This is a genomic window from Klebsiella sp. BIGb0149, from assembly GCF_004362605.1.
Classification (GTDB): Bacteria; Pseudomonadota; Gammaproteobacteria; order Enterobacterales; family Enterobacteriaceae; genus Klebsiella; species Klebsiella terrigena.
The window spans coordinates 286,524-307,698 of the sequence record NZ_SNYG01000004.1 but is presented as its reverse complement, the minus strand read 5'-3'; the positions used below and the strand labels follow the sequence as shown (position 1 = coordinate 307,698).

18 protein-coding genes are annotated in these 21,175 nt (G+C 58.6%); 8 read left to right on the top strand and 10 right to left on the bottom strand.

Features of this window, described 5'->3' with window-relative positions:
- Positions 1-4 precede the first annotated feature (4 nt).
- The 4 genes from lldD to EDF75_RS16335 all read right to left on the bottom strand — a co-directional run bounded on the left by lldD (position 5) and on the right by EDF75_RS16335 (position 4,257).
- On the bottom strand, positions 5-1,189 hold the full coding sequence (gene lldD / locus EDF75_RS16350; protein ID WP_133600282.1) for an FMN-dependent L-lactate dehydrogenase LldD: 1,185 nt from the start codon (positions 1,187-1,189) through the stop codon (positions 5-7).
- Positions 1,189-1,962 (bottom strand): transcriptional regulator LldR, encoded by a 774-nt coding sequence (gene lldR, locus EDF75_RS16345; RefSeq protein WP_123709581.1) that lies wholly within the window; start codon positions 1,960-1,962, stop codon positions 1,189-1,191. The genes lldD and lldR overlap by 1 nt, the downstream gene beginning before the upstream one ends.
- On the bottom strand, positions 1,959-3,614 hold the full coding sequence (lldP, locus tag EDF75_RS16340; protein WP_041147484.1) for an L-lactate permease: 1,656 nt from the start codon (positions 3,612-3,614) through the stop codon (positions 1,959-1,961). Before lldP ends, lldR begins: the two co-directional genes overlap by 4 nt.
- 280 nt (positions 3,615-3,894) lie before the next feature.
- Positions 3,895-4,257, bottom strand: coding sequence for a YibL family ribosome-associated protein (locus EDF75_RS16335; protein WP_133600171.1), 363 nt, complete (start codon positions 4,255-4,257; stop codon positions 3,895-3,897).
- A 275-nt stretch (positions 4,258-4,532) separates the two neighbouring features.
- Between EDF75_RS16335 and EDF75_RS16330 the strand changes: the two genes are divergently transcribed.
- Positions 4,533-4,757 carry a hypothetical protein gene (locus EDF75_RS16330; protein ID WP_041143194.1) on the top strand — a complete coding sequence of 75 codons (225 nt, stop codon included), beginning with the start codon at positions 4,533-4,535 and terminating at the stop codon, positions 4,755-4,757.
- On the opposite strand, the gene mtlR is transcribed toward EDF75_RS16330, so the two are convergent.
- From mtlR to EDF75_RS16315, 3 genes are all read right to left on the bottom strand, one after another.
- A complete protein-coding gene (gene mtlR, locus EDF75_RS16325) occupies positions 4,746-5,345 on the bottom strand; it encodes a mannitol operon repressor MtlR (RefSeq protein ID WP_133600170.1) in 600 nt (199 codons plus the stop codon). The two genes, EDF75_RS16330 and mtlR, sit on opposite strands and share 12 nt — an antisense overlap.
- Positions 5,342-6,490: a mannitol-1-phosphate 5-dehydrogenase gene (gene mtlD / locus EDF75_RS16320; RefSeq protein WP_133600169.1), complete on the bottom strand. Its 1,149-nt coding sequence runs from the start codon at positions 6,488-6,490 to the stop codon at positions 5,342-5,344. The genes mtlR and mtlD overlap by 4 nt, the downstream gene beginning before the upstream one ends.
- 149 nt (positions 6,491-6,639) lie before the next feature.
- Positions 6,640-8,553, bottom strand: a complete 1,914-nt coding sequence (locus EDF75_RS16315; RefSeq protein WP_133600168.1) for a PTS mannitol transporter subunit IICBA — start codon at positions 8,551-8,553, stop codon at positions 6,640-6,642.
- Positions 8,554-9,090: 537 nt separating this feature from the next.
- On the opposite strand from EDF75_RS16315, the gene EDF75_RS16310 reads away from it, so the two are divergent.
- The 6 genes from EDF75_RS16310 (at position 9,091) to EDF75_RS16285 (ending at position 15,288) form a co-directional block, all read left to right on the top strand.
- The gene (locus EDF75_RS16310; protein WP_041143190.1) at positions 9,091-9,453 is read left to right on the top strand and encodes a DUF3302 domain-containing protein; all 363 of its coding nucleotides are present in this window, start codon (positions 9,091-9,093) and stop codon (positions 9,451-9,453) included.
- A gap of 2 nt (positions 9,454-9,455) precedes the next feature.
- The gene (locus EDF75_RS16305) at positions 9,456-10,592 is read left to right on the top strand and encodes an HlyD family secretion protein (RefSeq protein ID WP_133600167.1); all 1,137 of its coding nucleotides are present in this window, start codon (positions 9,456-9,458) and stop codon (positions 10,590-10,592) included.
- A gap of 90 nt (positions 10,593-10,682) precedes the next feature.
- Positions 10,683-11,291: a glutathione S-transferase gene (locus tag EDF75_RS16300; RefSeq protein WP_133600166.1), complete on the top strand. Its 609-nt coding sequence runs from the start codon at positions 10,683-10,685 to the stop codon at positions 11,289-11,291.
- A 106-nt stretch (positions 11,292-11,397) separates the two neighbouring features.
- Positions 11,398-12,786 (top strand): L-seryl-tRNA(Sec) selenium transferase, encoded by a 1,389-nt coding sequence (gene selA, locus EDF75_RS16295; RefSeq protein WP_133600165.1) that lies wholly within the window; start codon positions 11,398-11,400, stop codon positions 12,784-12,786.
- Positions 12,783-14,621: a selenocysteine-specific translation elongation factor gene (gene selB / locus EDF75_RS16290; RefSeq protein WP_133600164.1), complete on the top strand. Its 1,839-nt coding sequence runs from the start codon at positions 12,783-12,785 to the stop codon at positions 14,619-14,621. Before selA ends, selB begins: the two co-directional genes overlap by 4 nt.
- A 178-nt stretch (positions 14,622-14,799) precedes the next feature.
- Positions 14,800-15,288, top strand: coding sequence for a 4Fe-4S dicluster domain-containing protein (locus tag EDF75_RS16285; protein ID WP_133600281.1), 489 nt, complete (start codon positions 14,800-14,802; stop codon positions 15,286-15,288).
- Positions 15,289-15,308: 20 nt separating this feature from the next.
- On the opposite strand, the gene avtA is transcribed toward EDF75_RS16285, so the two are convergent.
- Both avtA and EDF75_RS16275 read right to left on the bottom strand, forming a co-directional pair.
- Entirely contained in the window at positions 15,309-16,565 is a 1,257-nt protein-coding gene (gene avtA / locus EDF75_RS16280) for a valine--pyruvate transaminase (RefSeq protein WP_045853888.1), read from the bottom strand.
- A 174-nt stretch (positions 16,566-16,739) separates the two neighbouring features.
- Positions 16,740-18,773: an alpha-amylase gene (locus EDF75_RS16275; protein ID WP_133600163.1), complete on the bottom strand. Its 2,034-nt coding sequence runs from the start codon at positions 18,771-18,773 to the stop codon at positions 16,740-16,742.
- A gap of 314 nt (positions 18,774-19,087) precedes the next feature.
- Here EDF75_RS16275 and EDF75_RS16270 point away from each other — a divergent pair, with 314 nt between their 5' ends.
- The gene (locus EDF75_RS16270; protein ID WP_076946258.1) at positions 19,088-19,906 is read left to right on the top strand and encodes a protein bax; all 819 of its coding nucleotides are present in this window, start codon (positions 19,088-19,090) and stop codon (positions 19,904-19,906) included.
- Positions 19,907-19,969: 63 nt separating this feature from the next.
- On the opposite strand, the gene xylR is transcribed toward EDF75_RS16270, so the two are convergent.
- The gene (gene xylR, locus EDF75_RS16265; protein ID WP_045853891.1) at positions 19,970-21,148 is read right to left on the bottom strand and encodes a D-xylose utilization transcriptional activator XylR; all 1,179 of its coding nucleotides are present in this window, start codon (positions 21,146-21,148) and stop codon (positions 19,970-19,972) included.
- Positions 21,149-21,175 lie beyond the last annotated feature (27 nt).

Here is a 21,175-nt window from a genome sequence, read left to right as displayed (position 1 = left end):
CGGATTACGCGGCGTTACCCGGCTTCAGCGCGCTGAAGGTCTGCAGCGCTTCGGCGTTTTGCACCAGCGAGTCGCGGCTGATTTCGCCGATGGTTTTGGTTCCGGTCAGGGTCATCGCCACCTTCATCTCTTTCTCAATCAGGTTCAGCAAGTTCGCGACCCCCTGCCTGCCGTGCGTCGCCAGGGCGTACAGATAGGCGCGGCCGAGCAGCACGCTGTCGGCGCCCAGCGCAATCATCCGCACCACGTCGAGGCCGTTGCGAACTCCGCTATCGGCAAGAATAGCGATATCGCCCTTCACCGCGTCGGCGATGGCGGGCAGCGCGCGGGCGGAGGAGAGAACGCCGTCGAGCTGGCGGCCACCGTGGTTAGAAACCACGATCCCGTCGGCGCCGAAGCGCACCGCATCGCGCGCATCCTGCGGATCGAGGATCCCCTTGATCACCATCGGGCCGTCCCAGAATTCGCGGATCCACTCCAGGTCTTTCCAGGAAATAGACGGATCGAAGTTGTTGGCCAGCCAGCCGATATAATCCTCAAGGCCGGTCGGCTTGCCGAGATAGGCGGAAATATTGCCGAGGTCATGCGGGCGGCCGTTAAGGCCAACGTCCCACGCCCACTGCGGGTGGGTCATCGCCTGCCAGTAGCGGCGCAGCGCCGCATTCGGGCCGCTCATGCCGGAGTGGGCGTCGCGATAGCGGGCGCCCGGCGTCGGCATATCAACGGTAAAGACCAGAGTTGAACAGCCCGCAGCCTTGGCGCGCTCCAGCGCATTGCGCATAAAGCCGCGGTCGCGCAGGACGTACAGCTGGAACCACATCGGGCGCTTGATGGTCGGGGCGACCTCTTCAATCGGGCATACGGAAACCGTGGAGAGGGTAAACGGAATGCCTTTATCATCCGCCGCGCCCGCCGCCTGCACTTCGCCGCGACGGGCATACATTCCGCACAGCCCGACCGGCGCCAGCGCCACCGGCATGGAGAGCTTCTCTTTGAACAGCGTGGTTTCCAGGCTCAGGTCCGACATATTTTTCAGCACCCGCTGGCGCAGGGCCACGTCGGAGAGGTCCTCAACGTTGCGGCGCAGCGTGTGCTCGGCGTAGGCACCGCCATCGATATAGTGGAACAGGAACGGCGGCAGGATACGCTGGGCGGCGGCGCGGTAGTCGCTGGCGGCTGAAATAATCATCACGAGTTCTCCCTGGAATTTTCATTGTGGTCACCGGGCAGGCGGGTAATGCGCGCCTGGCGGGCCTGGTCTTCATCAAAATGTTTAATCGTGGCGTGAACGAAGCCCAAATGGGCCATCATCGCCTGCCGCGCGCCCTCGGCGTCGGAGGCAAAAATCGCGTCCATCACGGCCTGATGCTGCTCGGTCAGGCGGGCGAAAACCGGCGGCACAAGGTACATCCGCTGGCGGCTCTCCTTGACCGAGGACTGCAGAAGGTCGAAAAAGCCGCGCATGGTTTGCAGCAGCACCACGTTGTGCGACGCCTCGGCAATCGCCAGGTGGAAGCGGACGTCGGCCTGGGAGGCCAGATCCGGATCTTCGCTCTGGGTGGCTTCAAAGCACAGGCGGATTTTCTCTTTTTCAGCATCGGTTGCCCGCATCGCGGCATGCCAGGCGGTGCTGGCCTCAATGGCGTGGCGGGCTTCGAGAATATCAAAGCTGTAGTCGGGGTCGTCGGCGAGCAGCGTTTTCAGCGGCTGAACGATATTCTGTTCCGACCACGCCTCGTGCTGCCAGCGGACAAAGGTTCCGCCGCCGCGTCGGCTCAGCAGGAGACCTTCGTTCACCAGCATCGCCAGCGCCTCGCGCAGCGAGTTACGCGACACGCCGAGCTGGGCGGCCAGCTGCCTTTCGGCGGGCAGTCGCATGCCCGCCTCGAGGTTTTGTTCTTCAATCAGCTCCCGCACGCGCTGGGCGACGTCGTCGGCGAGGCGCTTTGGCATCACTATCACGGGATCATCCAGGTTAAGACGTAGGCCTGCAGCGTAGTGATGACGCCGACCATACAGGTAAAGATCAGGCTATGTTTGACGGTAAAGCGGAACAGGTCGGACTCTCTGCCCACCAGGCCTACCGCCGCACAGGCGATGGCGATGGACTGCGGGGAGATCATCTTCCCGGTGACTCCGCCGGTGGTGTTGGCGGCAACCAACAGGATATCGGAGACGCCAATTTGCTGTGCCGCGGTGGCCTGCAGCGCGGCGAACAGCGCGTTCGACGAGGTATCTGAACCGGTCAGGAACACCCCCAGCCAGCCGAGGAACGGCGAGAAGAAGGTAAACGCGTGGCCGGTATGCGCCAGAGCGAGGGCCAGGGTTGACGACAGCCCAGAGTAGTTGGAGATAAACGCGAACGCCAGAACCATGCCGATGGAGTAAATCGGCAGCGCCAGCTCCTTGAGCGTGCTGCCAAAGGTGATCAGCGCGTCTTTCGGCTTCATGCGCAGCCAGACCACGGAAAGTATCGCCGCGAACAGAATGGCGGTACCGGTCGCCGACAGCCAGTCGAATTTATACACCGCGGCGTAAGGCGTCGCGGCGCTGACCACCGGCGGCATGCGGGCGACCATCTTATCGAGGAACGGCACGGAGATATTGATCACGAAGTCGTACATCGCGCCGCCCGGCGCAAACAGGGCCTTAAACGGCGGGATACTCCACAGCGTGACGGTAGCGGTCAGGAACAGGAACGGCGACCAGGCGCGAACGATCTGTCCGGCGGTGTAGTGCGTCCGGGCGAGGGTTTGATCGACCTGCGCGGCGCCCATATCGCCAAAGCGGAAGATGCGCACCGGCTGCCAGCGCTTGAGGAACAGGGTCAGACAGACCAGCGACACCAGCGAGGAGATGATATCCGGCAGCTCCGGGCCAAGGAAGTTTGAGCTAAGGTATTGCGCAATCGCAAAGGAGCCGCCGGCGACCATGACCGCAGGCCAGGTCTCTTTGACGCCGCGCCAGCCGTCCATAATCGCCATAATCCAGAACAGCACGATGATCGTCAGGAACGGCAGCTGGCGTCCGACCATCTGGCCGATGGCGAAGCTGTCGATACCGGTGACCTGGCCGGCGACCAGAATGGGGATCCCCATCGCCCCGAAAGCGACCGGCGCGGTGTTAACGATCAGGCACAGGCCGGCGGCGTACAGAGGGTTAAAGCCGAGGCCCACCAGCAGCGCGGCGGTAATCGCCACCGGAGCACCAAAGCCCGCCGCCCCTTCAAGGAAGGCGCCGAAGGAGAAGCCGACGATCAGCATCTGCAGGCGCTGGTCGGGGGTAATGGAGAGAATTGACGAGCGGATAATCTCGAACTGCCCGGTCTTCACCGAAATTTTGTAGACGAATACGGCGGCAATAATAATCCAGGCGATGGGCCACAGGCCGTAGAAGAAGCCGTAGACCACCGAGGTCAGCGCGCGATCGACCGGCATTTTATAGAACAGCAGCGCCACCGACAGCGCAATCGCGACGGTCCAGGTGGCGGCAACGTACCCTTTGAGCTTGAGCTTTATCAGGGCAAAAAAGAAAAACAGAATCGGTAGCGATGCGATAAAGCTTGAGAGCCAGATATTACCGGCCGGATCGTAATTTTGTTGCCAGATGCTCATGCAGGTCTCCATCGGGCCACCACGATGCTGTGCTGAGTCTGCGCTCCTTGCAGGTCACATCGTTTGTAAAATTGGCCCAGCCAATAGGGGGTTGTAGGGTTAGCGACAACGAATGGTTAACCAAATGTTATTAATGAGCAATATGGTTGTGACGAAAAATGATGGATATGTGAACTATTTGACGGTTTAAGAAATAATTGGTTGGGCCAATCGGAGCGGAGTCAGGAGGGCGCGTCTTGAGAATGGAAAATCCCCTCTCCGGGCGGAGAGGGAAGGGGGATCAGAAGGCGATTTTAGAGAAGCCGGTCATTTCCGTGAGCTTCATTTCGCGACCCAGCGCGGTCATCGGGTGAACGATAACCAGGCCGCGCACGCTTTTTTTCAGCTTGCCCATATCGGCCTGCTCTTTTTTGGTGATCGCGCGGCGGTGCGGCAGGCTCATGAGCTTCTGCGCTTCTTTGCTCAGCTTCTGGCCCTGAACGTCGCGCAGGCGCATGATTTCCGCTTCAATGGTCTCTTTTTCTTTGTCCAGCTCGGCGTATTTGTCCGCAGCTTCAACCAGCGACATATCGGCCTGCTGATGACGGATGGCGTCGAGACGGTCGCTCAAACGCTTGATTTCATTCTTTTCGACTTCATTCATGGTGATTTAATCTATTAATAAAGGGGGTTCGACGCCATATAGTATGGGCTGTGAGGGCTGTTGTGGGTAGTTATTTATCGAAATCCCGCGGATTTTCCCCGCGAAGTATCCTGCAAAGTAAATTCTAATCATTTGAATACTAAGAGTATTACTAATAAAATAGCGCTGAGTTTCGATTCTGTGAAGCTCGACGAAACATAAGCACGTTTTCCTTAACCTCGACCCTTTTTTTAGCTAATTCTTAATATGAGTATCCTTAAGAAGAGGAGGGCATAATGGCGAAAATTGGCGACGGCGTACCGCATATTATCGATAAGACGGTTGATTTTATGGCTTCAAGCCAGGCTTTTATGGAGTATCTGAAGAAATGCCCGCGCTTGCAGCACGTGCCGCGCGATATTCCGCAAAATAAAGAGGCGCTGTTTCTCAGTCGTCTGGAGTATTACAGGCAGCTGTATCGGCCAACCTGCGATGAGCATGAGCGGGAGTCAGAGCGTTAGTTTCTGAAAAGCTTTTTTTAAGCTGATTCTCGAAATCAGCTCGGTCAGAGACAGCATCATCGTTGAGCGTACAACCTGCTGGTAGCGCAGCTTCTGCATTGCCAGCAGTTCCTCATCGCTCTCATCAAACAGCGGCAGAGGCGGCAGCGCGCTGACGCAGTGCAGTTCACCAAAAGGCCCGAGGATCTCGTCGTCGGTAAAACCGTACTCGTTGCCGTCGTGGTTGAGCTCTTCGCGCAGGGCCATAAGCAGCTCGGCGTCTTCATATTCGGCGCGACTAATCACCCCAAGGCCGTAAATCAGCTTCAGGCGTACGGAAAGGTCGCCCAGCGGCCCGTCGCCGTCCAGCAACGGTTCCACTGCGTATTTCACCGCGTAATCATCTTTGCGGAATACCTGAAGCACCAGGATATTAACCGCCTCAGTGAGTAGCTCGACGGCGGCGATCAGGAAGCTTCGTACGGTTTTGCCAGCATTCAGACGCTCAAGCACGCGGTTTTCAAATGCCTGTGTTTCTTCCATTATTGCCTGCATATCTGACAGGAGTTGTAGTGGGCGCGGTTCGTGCCGCGCCTGTTCGTGCCTCATTTGATGGCGTTATAGTCGTTAACGGCCTCCAGCACCACGTCGCTTGCGGCATCCAGACCGGAAATCTGTGCCAGCGCAGCCTGCGGGCCTTTCTCAGCAATCAGCGCTGCCAGCTCCTGCGCCTGCGGGTCTTCAGCACAGCGGAAGTGCATCGCAGCGGCGATCCCCTGCACCAGGTTTCGGTGCGGCAGAGCGTATTCCAGCGTGCCGAGCAGCGGCTTAATCAGGCGGTCGCCCGCGCTGAGTTTACGCAGCGGCTGGCGGCCAACGCGCTCAACGTCATCTTTCAAATACGGGTTCTCGAAACGACCAAGAATCTTCTGGATATAGGCGGCGTGCTTCTGGGCATCAAAGCCGTAGCGTTTGATCAGTACCGCGCCGCTCTCTTCCATGGCCCCTTTGACGACGGCGCGAATTTTCTCATCGAGGATCGCGTCGCGAATCGTCTGGTGACCCGCCAGTTTTCCGAGGTAGGCGGTTATAGCATGTCCGGTGTTTAAGGTGAATAGCTTACGCTCGACAAATGCCATCAGGTTGTCGGTTAACTCCATGCCCGGAATGGCGGGCAGAGCGCCCTTAAACTGGGTTTTATCGACAATCCATTCGCTGAAGGTCTCCACGGTGACTTCCAGCGGATCGTGGGTCGCGGACGCGGACGGCGGCACAATACGGTCAACGGCGGAATCGACGAAGCCGACGTGGGCTTCAACCCAGGCTTTGTCTTCTTCAGCCAGCGCGTTAAAGACGTGGCCCTTCAGCTGGGTGGTTCCGCGCACCATATTTTCACAGGCAATGATGTTCAGCGGGGCTTCAATCCCCTGCGCCTTACGCTTTACCAGCCCTTTAGCAATGGCCGGGGCGATGCGCTCCAGCACGACCGGGCCGACGGCGGTGGTGACCAGGTCAACGCTGGCAATCAGCTCAACGACCTCATCGCCGATGCTGCTCACGGCGTCGACGCCGGATACGGTATCCACCTGCTCATTTTCGCCGACCACGTGAACCTGATAGCTATGACGGGCGTTAAGAGCATCCAGAACGACCTGATTCACATCGGCAAATGTTAAGGTGATCCCCGCGTCGGCCAGCAGTTTACCGATAAAGCCACGGCCGATATTACCTGCGCCAAAATGTAATGCTTTCATAGTATTAACCTTCAATTAATGTTTTTACCTGAGAGGGCTGGGGTGAGGCTTTTTCCCTCACCCTAACCCTCTCTCCGGCATGCGGAGAGAGGCCAGTCTCTTTCTTGCTATCCCGGACGCCGGCGTCAGCGCCGCGTCCGGGCAACGGGCTACGCTTTGTTCAGCAGCGCCAGCACTTCTTCTACGCTGGTGGTGTGCGTCAGGCGCTCAATCACCGTCTCATCGTCCAGGGCGTTGGTCAGGCTGGTGATGACCTGGATGTGTTCGTTGTTGCGGGCGGCGATGCCGATGACCAGACGGGCAATGTCATCTTCCTCTTCGCCAAAACGCACGCCCTGCGGGTACTGACAGAACACCACGCCGGTTTTCAGAACGCGATCTTTCGCTTCGATAGTGCCGTGCGGTACCGCGATGGACTCACCCAGATAGGTGGAGGTCAGCTTTTCACGATCCAGCATCGCCTGCACGTATTCCGGTTCAACGTAGCCGCCTTTGACCAGCTGCTCACCGGCAAAGAGAATGGCTTCCTCTTTGGTTGCCGCGTGACGACCGAGGAAGATATTTTCCGCCCCGAGCCGGAACAGGTGGGTATCGGCAGCGTCAAAGCTGTCCTGCAGGCTGCCGCGAACCTTCTCTTCGTTATCGGTATGACGCTGCGCCGCGACCAGGCGTTCGGTCAGGCTGGTGTACAGGCCGCTGTCGAGGAAGTTGGTCAGCGAAATATGCTGAGCCTGCGGTACCTGGCGCATGGCGCGCTCGGTCAGGTCGCGGTGGGTAATCACCAGGTCAACGTCAGGCGGCAGGTTGTTAATCGCACAGTTGGTGACGGAGATATTGCTCAGTCCCGCATCCTGTACTTTCTTACGCAGCACGCCTGCACCCATGGCGCTGGAACCCATACCGGCGTCGCAGGCAACGATGATTTTGCGCACGTGGCTCAGGTCGTTAGCAACATCGCCGGCGGCCAGCGGAGTCGCCGCGCCTTTGGATGCTGACTTCATATCCTGCATACGGCGGGTTGCCGCATCAATATCATCTTCTTCTTTCACTTTGCTGGTTTTCAGCAGAATGGCGGAGACCACGAAGGAGACGGCCATAGCGGCGATAATCGCAGCGATGTTAGCAAAATAGGCGCCTTTCGGCGTCATTGCCAGTACCGCCAGGATGGAGCCCGGAGAAGCCGGAGACACCAGGCCACCGTTGAGGATAGTCAGGGTGAACACGCCGGTCATACCGCCGAGGATAACGGCGAGGATCAGACGCGGGTTCATCAGCACGTACGGGAAGTAGATTTCGTGAATACCGCCGAGGAAGTGGATGATTGCCGCGCCGCCTGCAGACTGCTTAGCATTGCCGCGACCAAAGAACATGTACGCCAGCAGCACGCCCATCCCCGGACCCGGGTTCGCTTCAATCAGGAAGAAGATTGATTTGCCCAGCTCGTGGGACTGCTGAATACCCAGCGGCGAGAAGATGCCGTGGTTGATGGCGTTATTGAGGAACAGGATTTTCGCCGGTTCTACGAAGATAGACGCCAGCGGCAGCATGTCATGCACAACCATGAAGTTAACGCCCGCCGCCAGAATTTTGGACAGGACTTCAACCGCAGGGCCAATGCCGAGAAACGCCAGAATCGCCAGGATCATCCCGATGATGCCGGCGGAGAAGTTGTTCACCAGCATCTCGAAGCCGGACTTAATCTTACCGTCTACCCAGCTGTCAAAATGCTTAATCGCCCAGCCGCCCAGCGGACCGGCAATCATTGCGCCGAGGAACATCGGCATATCCGCGCCGACGATCACGCCCATCGTGGTAATCGCGCCGACCACGCCGCCGCGTTCGCCGCCAATCAGCTTACCGCCGGTGTAACCGATCAGCAGCGGCAGCAGGTAGGTAATCATCGGGCCGACCAGCTTCGCCAGCGTTTCGCTTGGCAGCCATCCTGTCGGAATGAATAGGGCGGTGATGATACCCCACGCGATAAACGCGCCGATATTTGGCATCACCATATTGCTAAGGAAACGACCAAAGCTTTGCACCTTGATCTTGATATCGGATGACATAAAACACCCCTTTTCTGTTTTGCTTATCGCGTAGGCTAAAAGCCTGAGGCTTGTTGTTAATGTGGCGGCAGAGGAAGCCGGACCCTGATTGATAAAGCGAAATCTGGCACTGAATCGGAGAACTGTCCAGTGACCGGGTCTTTATGTGATCTGCATCACGTGAATATAGGCGATCGCGCGGTGTATATAGTGATATGCGTCACATAATGGCTGTGCAAAAAAACGACTGAGGGATAATTTGGTGCCGAAAATGCGCTTTAATGTGACAAAGATCGCAATTTTGTATCTGTGAATAATTGTTTATATGTGATGTTAATCACAAAATATCGTGACTTGTTTTTAGCGCCTGTGATCTCCGACAGATTCCCCATCGTTTCATCCATCGAAATGTAACGGCGACCCGTATCGCGCTGGCGGTCGATTTTTCGCGCCATATGGTAAAAATGAGATGCGTGAATTATGATCAAATCATCAGTCAGGGTTCTATTTGACTGTCTACACATTGATATAATTTATTAGCGTAAATTCGAGGAAAATATGTTTCTCAATTATTTTGCGCTGGGAGTTCTGATCTTCGTATTTCTGGTCATCTTTTATGGAATCATCATCCTGCATGATATTCCTTACCTGATCGCGAAGAAGCGTAACCACCCACATGCAGATGCTATTCACGTCGCCGGATGGGTAAGCCTTTTTACCCTCCACGTTATTTGGCCATTCCTGTGGATTTGGGCCACGCTCTATCGGCCCGAGCGCGGTTGGGGCATGCAGCATCGCCCGGACGGAAGCCTTGCCGAAACGACAGAAGAACAGGACCTGGCGCAGCTCCAGCAGCGCATTGCCGACCTTGAGAAAAGAGTCGCTGAACGCCACTCTTCCGCCCGATCCCCGGAGAAATAACCATGGATCTGCTGATTATTTTGACGTACGTGGCGCTCGCCTGGTCAATATTTAAAATATTTAAAATTCCGGTAAATAAATGGACGGTACCCACCGCAGCGCTCGGCGGTATATTTATTGTTAGTGCGCTAATCTTATTAATGAACTACAACCATCCCTATACTTTCACCGCGCAGAAGGCGGTTATCTCTATCCCTATTACGCCCCAGGTTACCGGCGTGGTCAGCAGCGTGACGGATAAAGCGAACCAGCGGGTAAGTAAAGGCGAGGTGCTCTTTACTATCGACCCCGTTCGCTACCAGGCAAGGGTGGACAGGCTGCAGGCCGATCTGGTGACCGCGCTGCACGGTATTAACAACCTGAAGGCGCAGCTCGCGGAGGCGCAGGCCAATACCGTCCGCGTTTCCGCAGAACGTGACCGGCTCTACAAGGACTATCAGCGCTACCTGAAAGGCAGCCAGGCGCGGGTGAATCCGTTTTCTGAAAGCGACATTGATAACGCCCGCCAAAACTACCTTGCTCAGGATGCGATGGTAAAAGGCTCGGTGGCGGAACAGGCGCAGATACAAAGCCAGCTGGACAGCATGGTCGGCGGAGAGCAGTCGCAGGTCGTCAGCCTGCGGGCGCAGCTGGCCGAGGCAAAATATAACCTCGATCAGACCGTTGTTCGCGCGCCGAGCGACGGCTATATCACCCAGGTGCTGATTCGTCCCGGAACCTACGCGGCATCGCTACCGCTGCGCCCGGTGATGGTGTTTATCCCCGAACAGAAGCGGCTGATCGTGGCGCAGTTCCGGCAAAACTCGCTGCTGCGACTGAAAAGCGGCGATGACGCAGAGGTGGTCTTTAGCGCTCTGCCAGGACAGGTATTTCACGGCAAGCTGACCAGTATTTTACCGGTGGTGCCCGGCGGCAGCTATCAGGCGCAGGGCGCGCTGCAGTCGCTGACGGTGACGCCGGGCTCCGATGGCGTTCTGGCAACGATTGAGCTCGATCCGAATGCCGACGTCGAGGCGCTTCCGGACGGTATTTTTGCCCAGGTAGCGGTCTACTCTGACCATTTCACCCACGTTTCGGTGATGCGAAAAGTCCTGCTGCGTATGACCAGCTGGATGCACTATCTCTATCTGGACCATTAAGGCGAGTCCCGGCTGACGGGCGTGAAGTCTCCCTGCCTTTTGCCTGCTCCTGAACCATACTTAGATTTTTGTTGGCGAAAGGAGCAGGCAATGAAACTGATCGGCAGCTATACCAGTCCCTTTGTGCGCAAAATTTCCGTCATACTGCTGGAAAAAGATATTCCCTTCGAGTTCGTCAATGAATTCCCCTACGGCGAGGCCAGCGGCGTCGCCAAATATAATCCGTTAGGCAAGGTCCCGGCGCTGGTCACCGATGACGGTGAGTGCTGGTTCGACTCGCCGATTATCGCGCAATATCTGGAACTGCTCGGCGTAATGCCGGATATGCTGCCGAGCGATCCGAAGGCGGCGCTGAAAATACGCCAGCTGGAGGCGCTGGCTGACGGCGTGATGGAGGCGGCGCAGGCGCTGGTGCGAGAAAAGGCGCGTCCGCCGGCGCAGCAGTCGGAAACGGAGCTGCTGCGCCAACGTGAGAAGGTGGCTCGCGGCCTTGACGCGCTGGAGGGGTACGCGGCCGACGGCACCCTGCGCGGCGATGAGATTAACCTGGCGTCGATCTCCGTCGCCTGCGCCATCGCCTATCTTAACTTCCGCCGCGTGGCGCCGGGCTGGTGCGCGACCCGGCCTCGGCTGATTGCGCTGGTTGAGGCGCTCTTTCAGCGCGCCAGCTTTGCCCGCACGGAACCGCCAAGGACTTGACCCAGGCAGGTAACAGTTTGCGCGTGCAGGCGTTACAATTGTCGCTCAATTGTTGACTCCCTCTCCCGTCGGGAGGGGGGAAAATAACCTATCGCCAGGCTCATTCATGACAACCGATACTCGTGCGCTTTACACCCAACTTCCGGCCACCGACCGTCTGCTCCGCGATCCCGCCTTTTCATCCGCGCTGGCTCAATATGGCCATGCCCAGGTTGTCGCCCTGTTGCGCCAGATGCTGGAGCAGGCGCGGCAGCACATTCGCCTGAGCCAGGCGCTGCCCGACTGGTGCGACGACTGGGCGCGGGAGGCCGAACGGCGGCTGGCGCAAACGACGGAAAGCGCGCTGCGTCCGGTTTTCAACCTGACGGGAACGGTACTGCACACCAATTTAGGCCGCGCGATTCAGGCCGAGGCCGCGGTGGAGGCGGTTACGCAGGCGATGCGGGCGCCGGTTACTCTTGAATATAGCCTCGACGACGGCGGACGCGGCCACCGCGACCGCGCGCTGGCGGATCTGCTGTGCCGCCTGACCGGCGCGGAGGATGCCTGCATCGTCAATAACAACGCCGCGGCGGTGCTGCTGATGCTGGCGGCAACGGCCGGCGGCAAAGAGGTCGTTCTCTCGCGCGGCGAGCTGGTGGAGATTGGCGGCGCGTTTCGCATCCCCGACGTGATGCGTCAGGCGGGCTGCGTTTTACACGAGGTGGGCACCACCAACCGCACCCACGCGAAAGATTATCGCCAGGCCGTGGGGGAGAATACCGGCCTGCTGATGAAGGTGCATACCAGCAACTACAGCATTGAAGGCTTTACTAAAACCGTGGATGAGGCGGAGCTGGCGGCGATAGGACGCGAGCTGGATATTCCGCTGGTGGTCGATCTGGGCAGCGGTTCGCTGGTGGACCTGAGCGAGTACGGCCTGCCGAAGGAGCCGATGCCGCAGGAGATGATTGCCGCCGGCGTCAGCCTGGTGAGCTTCTCCGGCGACAAGCTGCTGGGCGGCCCGCAGGCGGGGATTATCGTCGGTGAAAAGGCGATGATTGCCCGCCTGCAGCAGCACCCGCTCAAGCGCGCGCTGCGTGCCGATAAAATGACCCTTGCGGCGCTGGAGGCTACCCTGCGCCTCTACCTGCATCCGGAAACCCTCGCCGAGCGCCTGCCCACGCTGCGCCTGCTGACCCGCAGCGCCGAAGACATCCACGCTCAGGCGGCGCGCCTGCAGCCGCGGCTTGCCGCGCACTACGCTGACTTTGAGGTGCGGATTGAGCCCTGCCTGTCGCAAATCGGCAGCGGCTCGCTGCCGGTGGACCGCTTGCCCGGCGCCGCGCTAACCCTCACCCCGCGCGACGGCCGGGGCAGCCGGCTGGAGGCGCTGGCCGCCCGCTGGCGGACGCTGGCGGTGCCGGTGATTGGGCGAGTTAGCGATGGCCGCCTGTGGCTGGATTTGCGCTGCCTTGAAGATGAATCGAGGTTTATGGAGATGTTATTACCATGATTATTGCCACCGCCGGACACGTTGACCACGGCAAAACCACGCTGCTGCAGGCGATTACCGGCGTGAATGCCGATCGCCTTCCGGAAGAGAAATCCCGCGGGATGACCATCGATCTGGGCTACGCCTACTGGCCGCAGCCTGACGGCCGGGTGCCGGGCTTTATCGACGTGCCGGGCCACGAAAAGTTTTTGTCCAATATGCTGGCGGGGGTGGGCGGTATTGACCACGCGCTGCTGGTGGTGGCCTGTGACGATGGCGTGATGGCGCAGACCCGCGAGCATCTGGCGATCCTGCAGCTGACGGGAAAGCCGTCGTTGACCGTTGCGCTAACCAAGGCCGATCGCGTGGAGGCGCAGCGCGTGGACGAGGTGCGCGCCGACGCAGAAGCGGTGCTGGCGGAGTTTGGTTTTACGCACGCCGCGCTGTTTGTCACCGCCGTACCGTCCGGGCGCGGAATTAGCGCGCTGCGTGAGCATCTGCTGCAGCTCTCAGAGCGCGGGCATCCGCAGCATCAGCGCTTTCGCCTGGCGATCGACCGCGCCTTTACCGTTAAGGGCGCGGGGCTGGTGGTCACCGGTACGGCGCTCAGCGGTGAAGTGAAGGTCGGCGACACGCTGTGGCTTACCGGCGTCGATAAGCCCGTGCGCGTGCGCGGTCTGCATGCCCAGAACCAGCCGGTCGAGCAGGCGCGGGCCGGCCAGCGCATTGCGCTCAATATCGTCGGCGATGCGCAAAAAGAGGCGCTAAGCCGCGGCGACTGGCTGCTGTCGGTTCAGCCTCCCGAAGCGTCTGAGCGGGTGATTGTCGAACTGCAGCGCCACGCGCCGCTCACCCAGTGGCAGTCGTTGCATATCCATCATGCCGCCCGCCATATTACCGGCCGCGTGTCGCTGCTGGAGGGGGAGCTTGCCGAGCTGGTGCTCGATAGCCCGCTGTGGCTGGCGGATAACGATCGCCTGGTGCTGCGCGATATCTCCGCCCGCAGCACCCTGGCAGGCGCCAGAGTGGTGACGCTCAATCCGCCGCGCCGCGGTAAGCGTAAGCCGGAATACCTGCAGTGGCTGCATACGCTGGCGAGCGCCGACGACGACGCCCGGGCGCTGGAGGTGCATCTGCAGCGTGATGCGGTGCGCCTCGATGATTTTGCCTGGGCCCGGCAGCTGAGCGAAACCGGCCTGGCCGCGCTGACGGGCCAGCCCGGCTATCTGCAGGCGGGCAGCAGCCTGCTCAGCGCCCCGCTGGCGGCGCGCTGGCAGAGCAAATTAATCGACGCGCTGACGCGCTATCACGATCAGCATCGCGATGAGCCGGGTACGGGACGCGAGCGCCTGCGGCGCATTGCCCTGCCGATGGAGGACGAAGGGCTGGTGCTGCTGCTGATTGAGCAGATGCGCGAAAGCGGGGTTATCCACAGCCACCACGGCTGGCTGCATCTGCCGGAGCACAAGGCGGGCTTTACCGATGAGCAGCAGGCCATCTGGCTACGGGTGGTCGATCTGTTTGCCGACGAGCCCTGGTGGGTGCGCGATCTGGCAAAAGAGAGCGGCGTTGAAGAGTCCTTAATGCGCGCGGTGCTGCGCCAGGCGGCACAGCAGGGCGTGATTACCGCGATCGTTAAGGATCGTTATTACCGTAACGATCGGATTGTCGAATTCGCCGGGCTGATCCGCGAGCTGGATCTCGAAAGGGGATCGACCTGCGCCGCTGATTTCCGCGATAAGCTGAACGTCGGCAGAAAGCTGGCGATCCAAATTCTCGAGTATTTTGACCGCATTGGCTTCACCCGCCGGCGCGGAAACGATCATATTCTGCGCGATAAGGCGCTGTTTCTTTAGCGGTACGGAACCTGACCTGGCTCCTGACAGCGACAATACGGCAGGGCGCCACTCTGTGGGGCTTTGTGACAAATCTTGTACGGCATTTGACAAAAACGGCCGCTGATTCCATTCAGGATCAAGGCGCGGTGGCCGGGTTTTCTGGCACGCTGCCTTTTTATCCCCAATGGAGCAGATGATGAACCGTTTTATCACTGCGGATTCGGCCAAATGCATTGGCTGTCGTACCTGCGAAGTGGCCTGCGCGGTGTCACACCAGGCAAATCAGGACTGCGCCGCACTTTCGCCAAAAGCCTTCAGCGCGCGCATTTGGGTGGTGAAGAGCGGCTCTTTTACCACCGCCGTGACCTGCCATCATTGCGAAGATGCGCCCTGCGCCAACGTCTGTCCGGTGGGGGCGATGAGTCGGGTCAGCGGCGCGGTGTATGTTGAACAATCCCTTTGTATTGGCTGCAAAAGCTGCATGGTGGCCTGTCCGTACGGCGCGATGTCCGTGATGATGACCGACGATGGCGTACAGGCGCTGAAATGTGATTTGTGCGGCCATCGCGAGGACGGCCCGGCCTGCGTGGCGGCCTGTCCGACCCAGGCGCTGTACTGCATGACGGCGGAGGAGCTGGAGAGATTAAGCGGCGAGCGCCGTCGGCGGACGGCGCTGGCGATTTAGGCGGGCGACAAAACGCGCGATTACGCGCCCTGTTCGCCCCACGCGCGTTCAACCTCTTCGGCGAGAATCTTCACGCCCGCCTCAATTTTCTCCGGGTCCGGTACGTAGTTCATCCGCATGCACTGGTGGGTGTGCGGCCAGGGCTTATCAAGGCCCGGGAAGAAGTAGTCGCCCGGCACCATCAGCACGCCGCGCTTTTTCAGGCGCTGATAGAGCAGCTCGGTGGAAATCGGCAGATCCTTAAACCACAGCCAGAGGAAGATGGCGCCTTCCGGCTTATGGATCAGGCAGCGCTCCGCCGGCAGATAGCGGCGAATAATGGCGATGGTTTCCTGAACCCGCTGGTAATAGAACGGCTTAATCACCGTTTCCGACAGGCGCAGCAGATCCTTGCGCTTAATCATTTCGCACATCATCGCCGGGCCCATGCCGCCCGGGGCAAGGCTGATAATGCCGTTCATATTACTGATAGCGGTCACGATCTTCTCGTTGGCGATGATAATCCCGCAGCGGCTGCCCGGCAGACCGAGCTTGGAGAGGCTCATGCACAGCACGATATTGGGGTTCCATAGCGGCCTGGCGTCGCTGAAAATAATCCCCGGGAAGGGAACGCCGTAGGCGTTATCAATGACCAGCGGCACGCCGTGCTGATTGGCCAGCGCATCCAGCTTGATCAGCTCTTCGTCGGTAATCACGTTGCCGGTAGGGTTAGTCGGGCGGGAGACGCAAATCATGCCCGTCTCTTCCGTCACCTGCAGATGCTCAAAATCCACATGATATTTAAACTGGCCTTCCGGCAGCAGTTCGATATTCGGGCGGGTGGCGACGAACAGATCCTCTTCGAGACCGGAATCGGCGTAGCCGATATATTCCGGGGTCAGCGGGAACAGCACCTTACGGGTGGTGCCATCAGCACGGCGTCCGGCAAAGAGATTAAATAAGTAGAAAAATGCACTCTGACTGCCGTTTGTTAGTGCAATATTCTGTGGTTCAATCTCCCAGCCGAGTTCATCACGCAGCATCTGCGCCAGCAGGCTTAGCAGTTCGCTTTTGCCCTGCGGACCGTCGTAATTACAAAGCGCATCAAGGGCTTTACCGTTAGCCAGCATGTCGGCAAGCAGGTCCTTGAAGTAGTCATTCATTTCCGGGATTTGCGCGGGATTACCGCCACCCAGCATGATTGCACCTGGCGTACGCAGGCCGTCATTAAGGTCTTCCATCAAACGGGTAATGCCCGAATGGCGGGTGAATTTGTCGCCGAAAAGTGAAAATGTCATCGCGAATAATCTGTCGGTATGTCTGGAAAGTGGGTAACCATAACGCCAGCGTTAGCGAGGTGCAAATCTGCGGAAACGGAGAGGGTTTTGTTATTGTGCTGAGTTATCTATTTTTTATAGCGTTTTATTCTATTTTGGCGCCCTCGGTAGCCGAGGGCGCCGCTTATCCGTGGGCTAGCGCTGGCCTGCCCAAACGACCATCACTTTATCATCGCCGTTTTCGCGTACAAAACCGTAGCCCTGCGGCAGGGAGAGGGTGGTTTGCTTGCCCATACCGATGGCCGGGTGGCGGGCGCGGAACTGGCCGAGCTTCTGCCAGTGCGTCACGCTAAGCGCGGCTTTGCCCGCGACGTCCTGCCAGTTCATATCCGAGCGCGTGCCCTGCAGCGGGTCTGAGCCGGTCGGGCCAAAGGGCCGCGAGGACTCATCGCCGTAGAAGATTTGCACCGCGCCGGGGGCGAGCAGCAGCAGTTCGGCCGCCGAGCTGCCGCCTTCGCGGAACAGGCGCGTATCGTGCGATGAGAGGTAGCTCAGGACGTTAAACTGCTGCAGCTTGTCCGCCATTTGCTGCCAGGTCAGGTCCATATTGGCCAGGCAATCCGCGGCCTTCGCCGCCTGATCCTGATAATCGAAGTTAATCATCGCGTCAAAACCGTGGCGATAGTAGTCGCTCTGCATGACGCCGTGGCCCCAGGCCTCGCCGGTCATCCAGAACGGCGCGTTATCCAGCGCCTTATCGGGGTTGGCCTTTTTCCACTCTGCCAGCGCCGCGGTCGCCTGGGTTTTCAGCTGCTGCCAGGCGGCCTGCTCGACGTGCTTGGCGGTATCGACGCGGAAACCGTCAATACCGTAATCACGCACCCACTGGCTGAGCCAGTGGGTCAGGTAGTCGCGCGGCGTGAAGCCGGGGATCTCTTTGGCGGCGGTATCCGCTTTCTGATGATAGAAGTTCGGCAGGCCGGAAGGGGTTGTTGATTCCGTTTTCAGGTCCGGCAGGAAGGCCAGGGACATGGTCAGATCGTCAAAGCCGGGGTTATCGTAGTCGCCGATATCGGTACGGATCCACTTTTTCCCCCACCATTTTTCCCAGCCGGCCTTATCGCTGAAGTTGATGTAATCGTTAAAGCTGTGCCAGCTCTGACCCGGGCCGGGCTTCCAGTCGGTCCAGCGTTCGCCGAACGTCTTTTTCAGCTCATCGCCTTGCAGATAGAGAGAGCCAAATTTGAACTCCTGCATATCGGCGAGCGTCGCGTAGCCGGTGTGGTTCATCACGACATCAAACAGGATGCGCATGCCGCGCTTATGGGCCTCATCGACGAGGCGACGGAGGTCGGCTTCGGTACCCATGTTGGCATCCAGCTTGGTCCAGTCCTGGGCGTAGTAGCCGTGATAGGCGTAATGGGGGAAGTCCCCCTTGGTTCCGCCGCCAACCCAGCCGTGAATTTGCTCCAGCGGGGAGCTGATCCACAGCGCGTTGACGCCCAGCTGCTGGAGATAGTCGAGCCGGCTGGTCAGGCCCTGCAGGTCGCCGCCGTGAAACGTGCCGATCTCCTGCATGCCGTCTTTGTGCCGCCCGTAGCTGTTGTCGTTGGCGGGGTTGCCGTTAACGAAGCGGTCGGTGAGCACGAAATAGACCGTGGCGTTATGCCAGCTAAACGGCGCGGTGGCGTCGGTTTCCGCCCGTTCGAGCAGCAGCAGGCCGTTGCTGTTGGGGGCCGGCTGGAGGGTAACCTTCCCGCCGCTCACCGTCGCGACGTTGCCGCTGTAAAAATCACGCACCTTGCTGCCTTCGGCAAAGGTCTGGCCGACGGCAATCGTCAGCGGCTGGCCCTGCCATTTCGGGCACTGGCGCAGCTGGGGCGTCACCGCTGACGCCGTTTCGGTCTCTTTGAGGGCGATCATCAGCGTCGGCGTGCCGGAGCGGGTATCGACATCGAGGGTGTACAGGCCTTCGCGGAAAACTCGCCACTGCGCCGGCGCGCCGCGGCAGGGCTCCATGGAGAGCATTTGGTTGAGTTTTATGGTTCCGACCGGCTGCCAGCACTGTTGGTCAAAATTTATTTGCAGCGGACGTGTACCCTTCGCCACCTCGTTTTGGCTAATAAATCTGCCGGTGCCTTCTTCGGTAAAGGTGGGAAAGTCAGGGGTGGTCCAGGCGGCGAAGGCCATCCCAGGCAACAGTAGCGACGCGAGAGCAGCGAGTTTCATGCCGAAGTCCTGTAAGCGGTTTTTGTTCAGTTTGCCCGTCTGACCGCGGGATGAACTCATCCCACCTGCGCTTTTACGGGGAGGATGAAAAGGGGTGAGTGATTCAGTTCAAAAAATAGCCAAAAAATGAGACGGCGCTAGCATTTTCGCGACCTTTTCAGCGGACAGAAACCGATTTCAGGTGACAGCTTTTAGGAATTGGACTATTTCTGTTAGTGCTCTCACTGGGTATTTTTGATACTATTCGCGATTCAATTAACGTTTTTTCGCATAAAACAAGGTGTTGGAATGCATATATCCGACCAGGAGATCTAATGATATCGATTCCCATTCGACGATATGGGGCCGCGATACTCATGTTACTTACCTGCATATTTTCAGGTAGTGTGTTGGCAACAACCCACACGGCAACAACGAGTCATAAAGCCCCGATAGTAAAGAAAAGCAGTAGTGTTAAGGTCAGCAGTAAACAAGAGTATTCTCGCAATAGTGTAAAGAGCAGTTCACTTCCTGATTTGCGAAAATACCCTTCCGGAACACCAAGGAAAAAAGCGTTTCTCCGGACAGTGATGCCTTATATTACCAAGCAGAATCAGGTGATTACCGCCGATCGTAACTGGCTTGTTACCAAGCAGTATGATTCCCGCTGGTCGCCGAGCGAGCGTACGCGTCTGAAAGATATAACGTCTCGCTATAAGGTGAAATGGTCCGGCAACACGCGCCGTATTCCCTGGAATACGCTGATGGATCGCGTCGACATTATTCCTAACAGCATGGTTGCCACCATGGCGGCGGCCGAAAGCGGCTGGGGTACGTCGAAGCTGGCGCGCATGAACAACAATCTGTTTGGTATGAAGTGCGGCGGCGGCAACTGCAGCGGTGCGATGAAAGGCTATTCTCAGTTTGAATCTGTAGAACAGTCGGTGCAGGCCTACGTGACCAACCTGAACACGCATCCGGCGTACAAATCCTTCCGCACCTCCCGCGCGCAGCTGCGTAAAACGGACCAGGAAGTGACCGCCAGCACGATGATTCATAAGCTGAAGGGCTATTCGACCAAAGGGTCGAGCTATAACAACTATCTCTTCGCGATGTATCAGGATAACCAGCGTCTGATTGCCGCACATATGTAATGCAAACCCTATAATGAAAAATGCCCGGCGCGCTTGCCCGGGCATTTTTTCGCTTTTTTCTCGCTACATCATCACTTCGCTGTGCCGATCGCGGTACTCCTTCGGCGTGACGTCGTACTCTTTCTTAAACACGGAATAGAAATACTGCAGCGACGGGTAGCCGCACATCTGCGAGATTTCATTAATCGATAGCGTCGTCGAAACCAGCAGGCTGCGCGCCTTCTCCAGCTTCTCGCTGTGAATGACCGTATGAATGGTTTCGCCCACCTCCTCTTTAAAGCGCTTCTCGAGGTTCGATCGCGAGATCCCGACCGCGTCCAGCACCTGCTCAACCTTTATGCCTTTGCAGGCGTGATTGCGGATGTAGTGCATGGCCTGAATAACCGAGGGGTCGGAGAGGGAGCGGTAGTCCGTCGAGCGTCGCTCAATGACGCGCATGGGGGGAACCAGCCTGCGCTGCAGCGGCAGCGCCTCTTTATCCAGCAGGCGGTGCAGCAGCTTTGCCGCCTGATAGCCCATCTGGCGGGTGCCCTGGGCCACCGACGAGAGCGCAACGCGCGACAGGTAGCGGGTCAGCTCTTCGTTATCGATGCCGATGACGCACAGCTTTTCTGGTACCGGAATATGCAGCAGCTCGCAGGCCTGCAAAACGTGGCGCGCGCGGGCGTCGGTAACGGCAATAATCCCCGTTTGCGGCGGCAGCGTTTGCAGCCAGTCTGCCAGGCGGTTCTGCGCGTGCTGCCAGTTTTCCGGCGCCGTCTCCAGCCCCTGATAAACCACGCCGCGATACTTCTCTTTTGCCACCAGCTGGCAAAATGCGTGCTCGCGCTCGACGGCCCAGCGCTTGCCGCTGGAGGTCGGCAGCCCGTAAAAGGCGAAACGATGAACCCCTTTCTCTTTCAGATGCAGGAAGGCGCTCTCAACCAGGGCGGCGTTATCGGTGGCGATATAGTGAACCGGCGGGTAATCCTCGGGGCGATAGTAGGAGCCGCCCACGCCGACGATCGGTATCTCGACGCCGGCCAGCAGCTTTTCAATTTCGGGATCGTCATAATCGGCGATCGCCCCGTCTCCCAGCCACTCTCTGATGTTCTCTATCCTGGCGCGGAAGTCCTCTTCGATAAAAATGTCCCACTCCAGCTGCGACGCCTGTAAATATTCGCCAACGCCTTCCACAACCTGCCGATCGTAGGCCTTGTTGGCGTTGAATAACAGCGTAATACGGTGACGCTTTTCAAACATAATCTCGTTCCCTGGTCTCTCTTGCTG

Excerpts from the sequence above, each read along its gene's own strand:
- lldD (WP_133600282.1), bottom strand. The coding sequence starts at position 1,189 with ATGATTATTTCAGCCGCCAGCGACTACCGCGCCGCCGCCCAGCGTATC.
- lldP (WP_041147484.1), bottom strand. The coding sequence starts at position 3,614 with ATGAGCATCTGGCAACAAAATTACGATCCGGCCGGTAATATCTGGCTC.
- EDF75_RS16335 (WP_133600171.1), bottom strand. The coding sequence starts at position 4,257 with ATGAATGAAGTCGAAAAGAATGAAATCAAGCGTTTGAGCGACCGTCTC.
- EDF75_RS16330 (WP_041143194.1), top strand. The coding sequence starts at position 4,533 with ATGGCGAAAATTGGCGACGGCGTACCGCATATTATCGATAAGACGGTT.
- mtlR (WP_133600170.1), bottom strand. The coding sequence starts at position 5,345 with ATGAGGCACGAACAGGCGCGGCACGAACCGCGCCCACTACAACTCCTG.
- mtlD (WP_133600169.1), bottom strand. The coding sequence starts at position 6,490 with ATGAAAGCATTACATTTTGGCGCAGGTAATATCGGCCGTGGCTTTATC.
- EDF75_RS16315 (WP_133600168.1), bottom strand. The coding sequence starts at position 8,553 with ATGTCATCCGATATCAAGATCAAGGTGCAAAGCTTTGGTCGTTTCCTT.
- EDF75_RS16310 (WP_041143190.1), top strand. The coding sequence starts at position 9,091 with ATGTTTCTCAATTATTTTGCGCTGGGAGTTCTGATCTTCGTATTTCTG.
- EDF75_RS16305 (WP_133600167.1), top strand. The coding sequence starts at position 9,456 with ATGGATCTGCTGATTATTTTGACGTACGTGGCGCTCGCCTGGTCAATA.
- EDF75_RS16300 (WP_133600166.1), top strand. The coding sequence starts at position 10,683 with ATGAAACTGATCGGCAGCTATACCAGTCCCTTTGTGCGCAAAATTTCC.
- selA (WP_133600165.1), top strand. The coding sequence starts at position 11,398 with ATGACAACCGATACTCGTGCGCTTTACACCCAACTTCCGGCCACCGAC.
- selB (WP_133600164.1), top strand. The coding sequence starts at position 12,783 with ATGATTATTGCCACCGCCGGACACGTTGACCACGGCAAAACCACGCTG.
- EDF75_RS16285 (WP_133600281.1), top strand. The coding sequence starts at position 14,800 with ATGAACCGTTTTATCACTGCGGATTCGGCCAAATGCATTGGCTGTCGT.
- avtA (WP_045853888.1), bottom strand. The coding sequence starts at position 16,565 with ATGACATTTTCACTTTTCGGCGACAAATTCACCCGCCATTCGGGCATT.
- EDF75_RS16275 (WP_133600163.1), bottom strand. The coding sequence starts at position 18,773 with ATGAAACTCGCTGCTCTCGCGTCGCTACTGTTGCCTGGGATGGCCTTC.
- EDF75_RS16270 (WP_076946258.1), top strand. The coding sequence starts at position 19,088 with ATGATATCGATTCCCATTCGACGATATGGGGCCGCGATACTCATGTTA.
- xylR (WP_045853891.1), bottom strand. The coding sequence starts at position 21,148 with ATGTTTGAAAAGCGTCACCGTATTACGCTGTTATTCAACGCCAACAAG.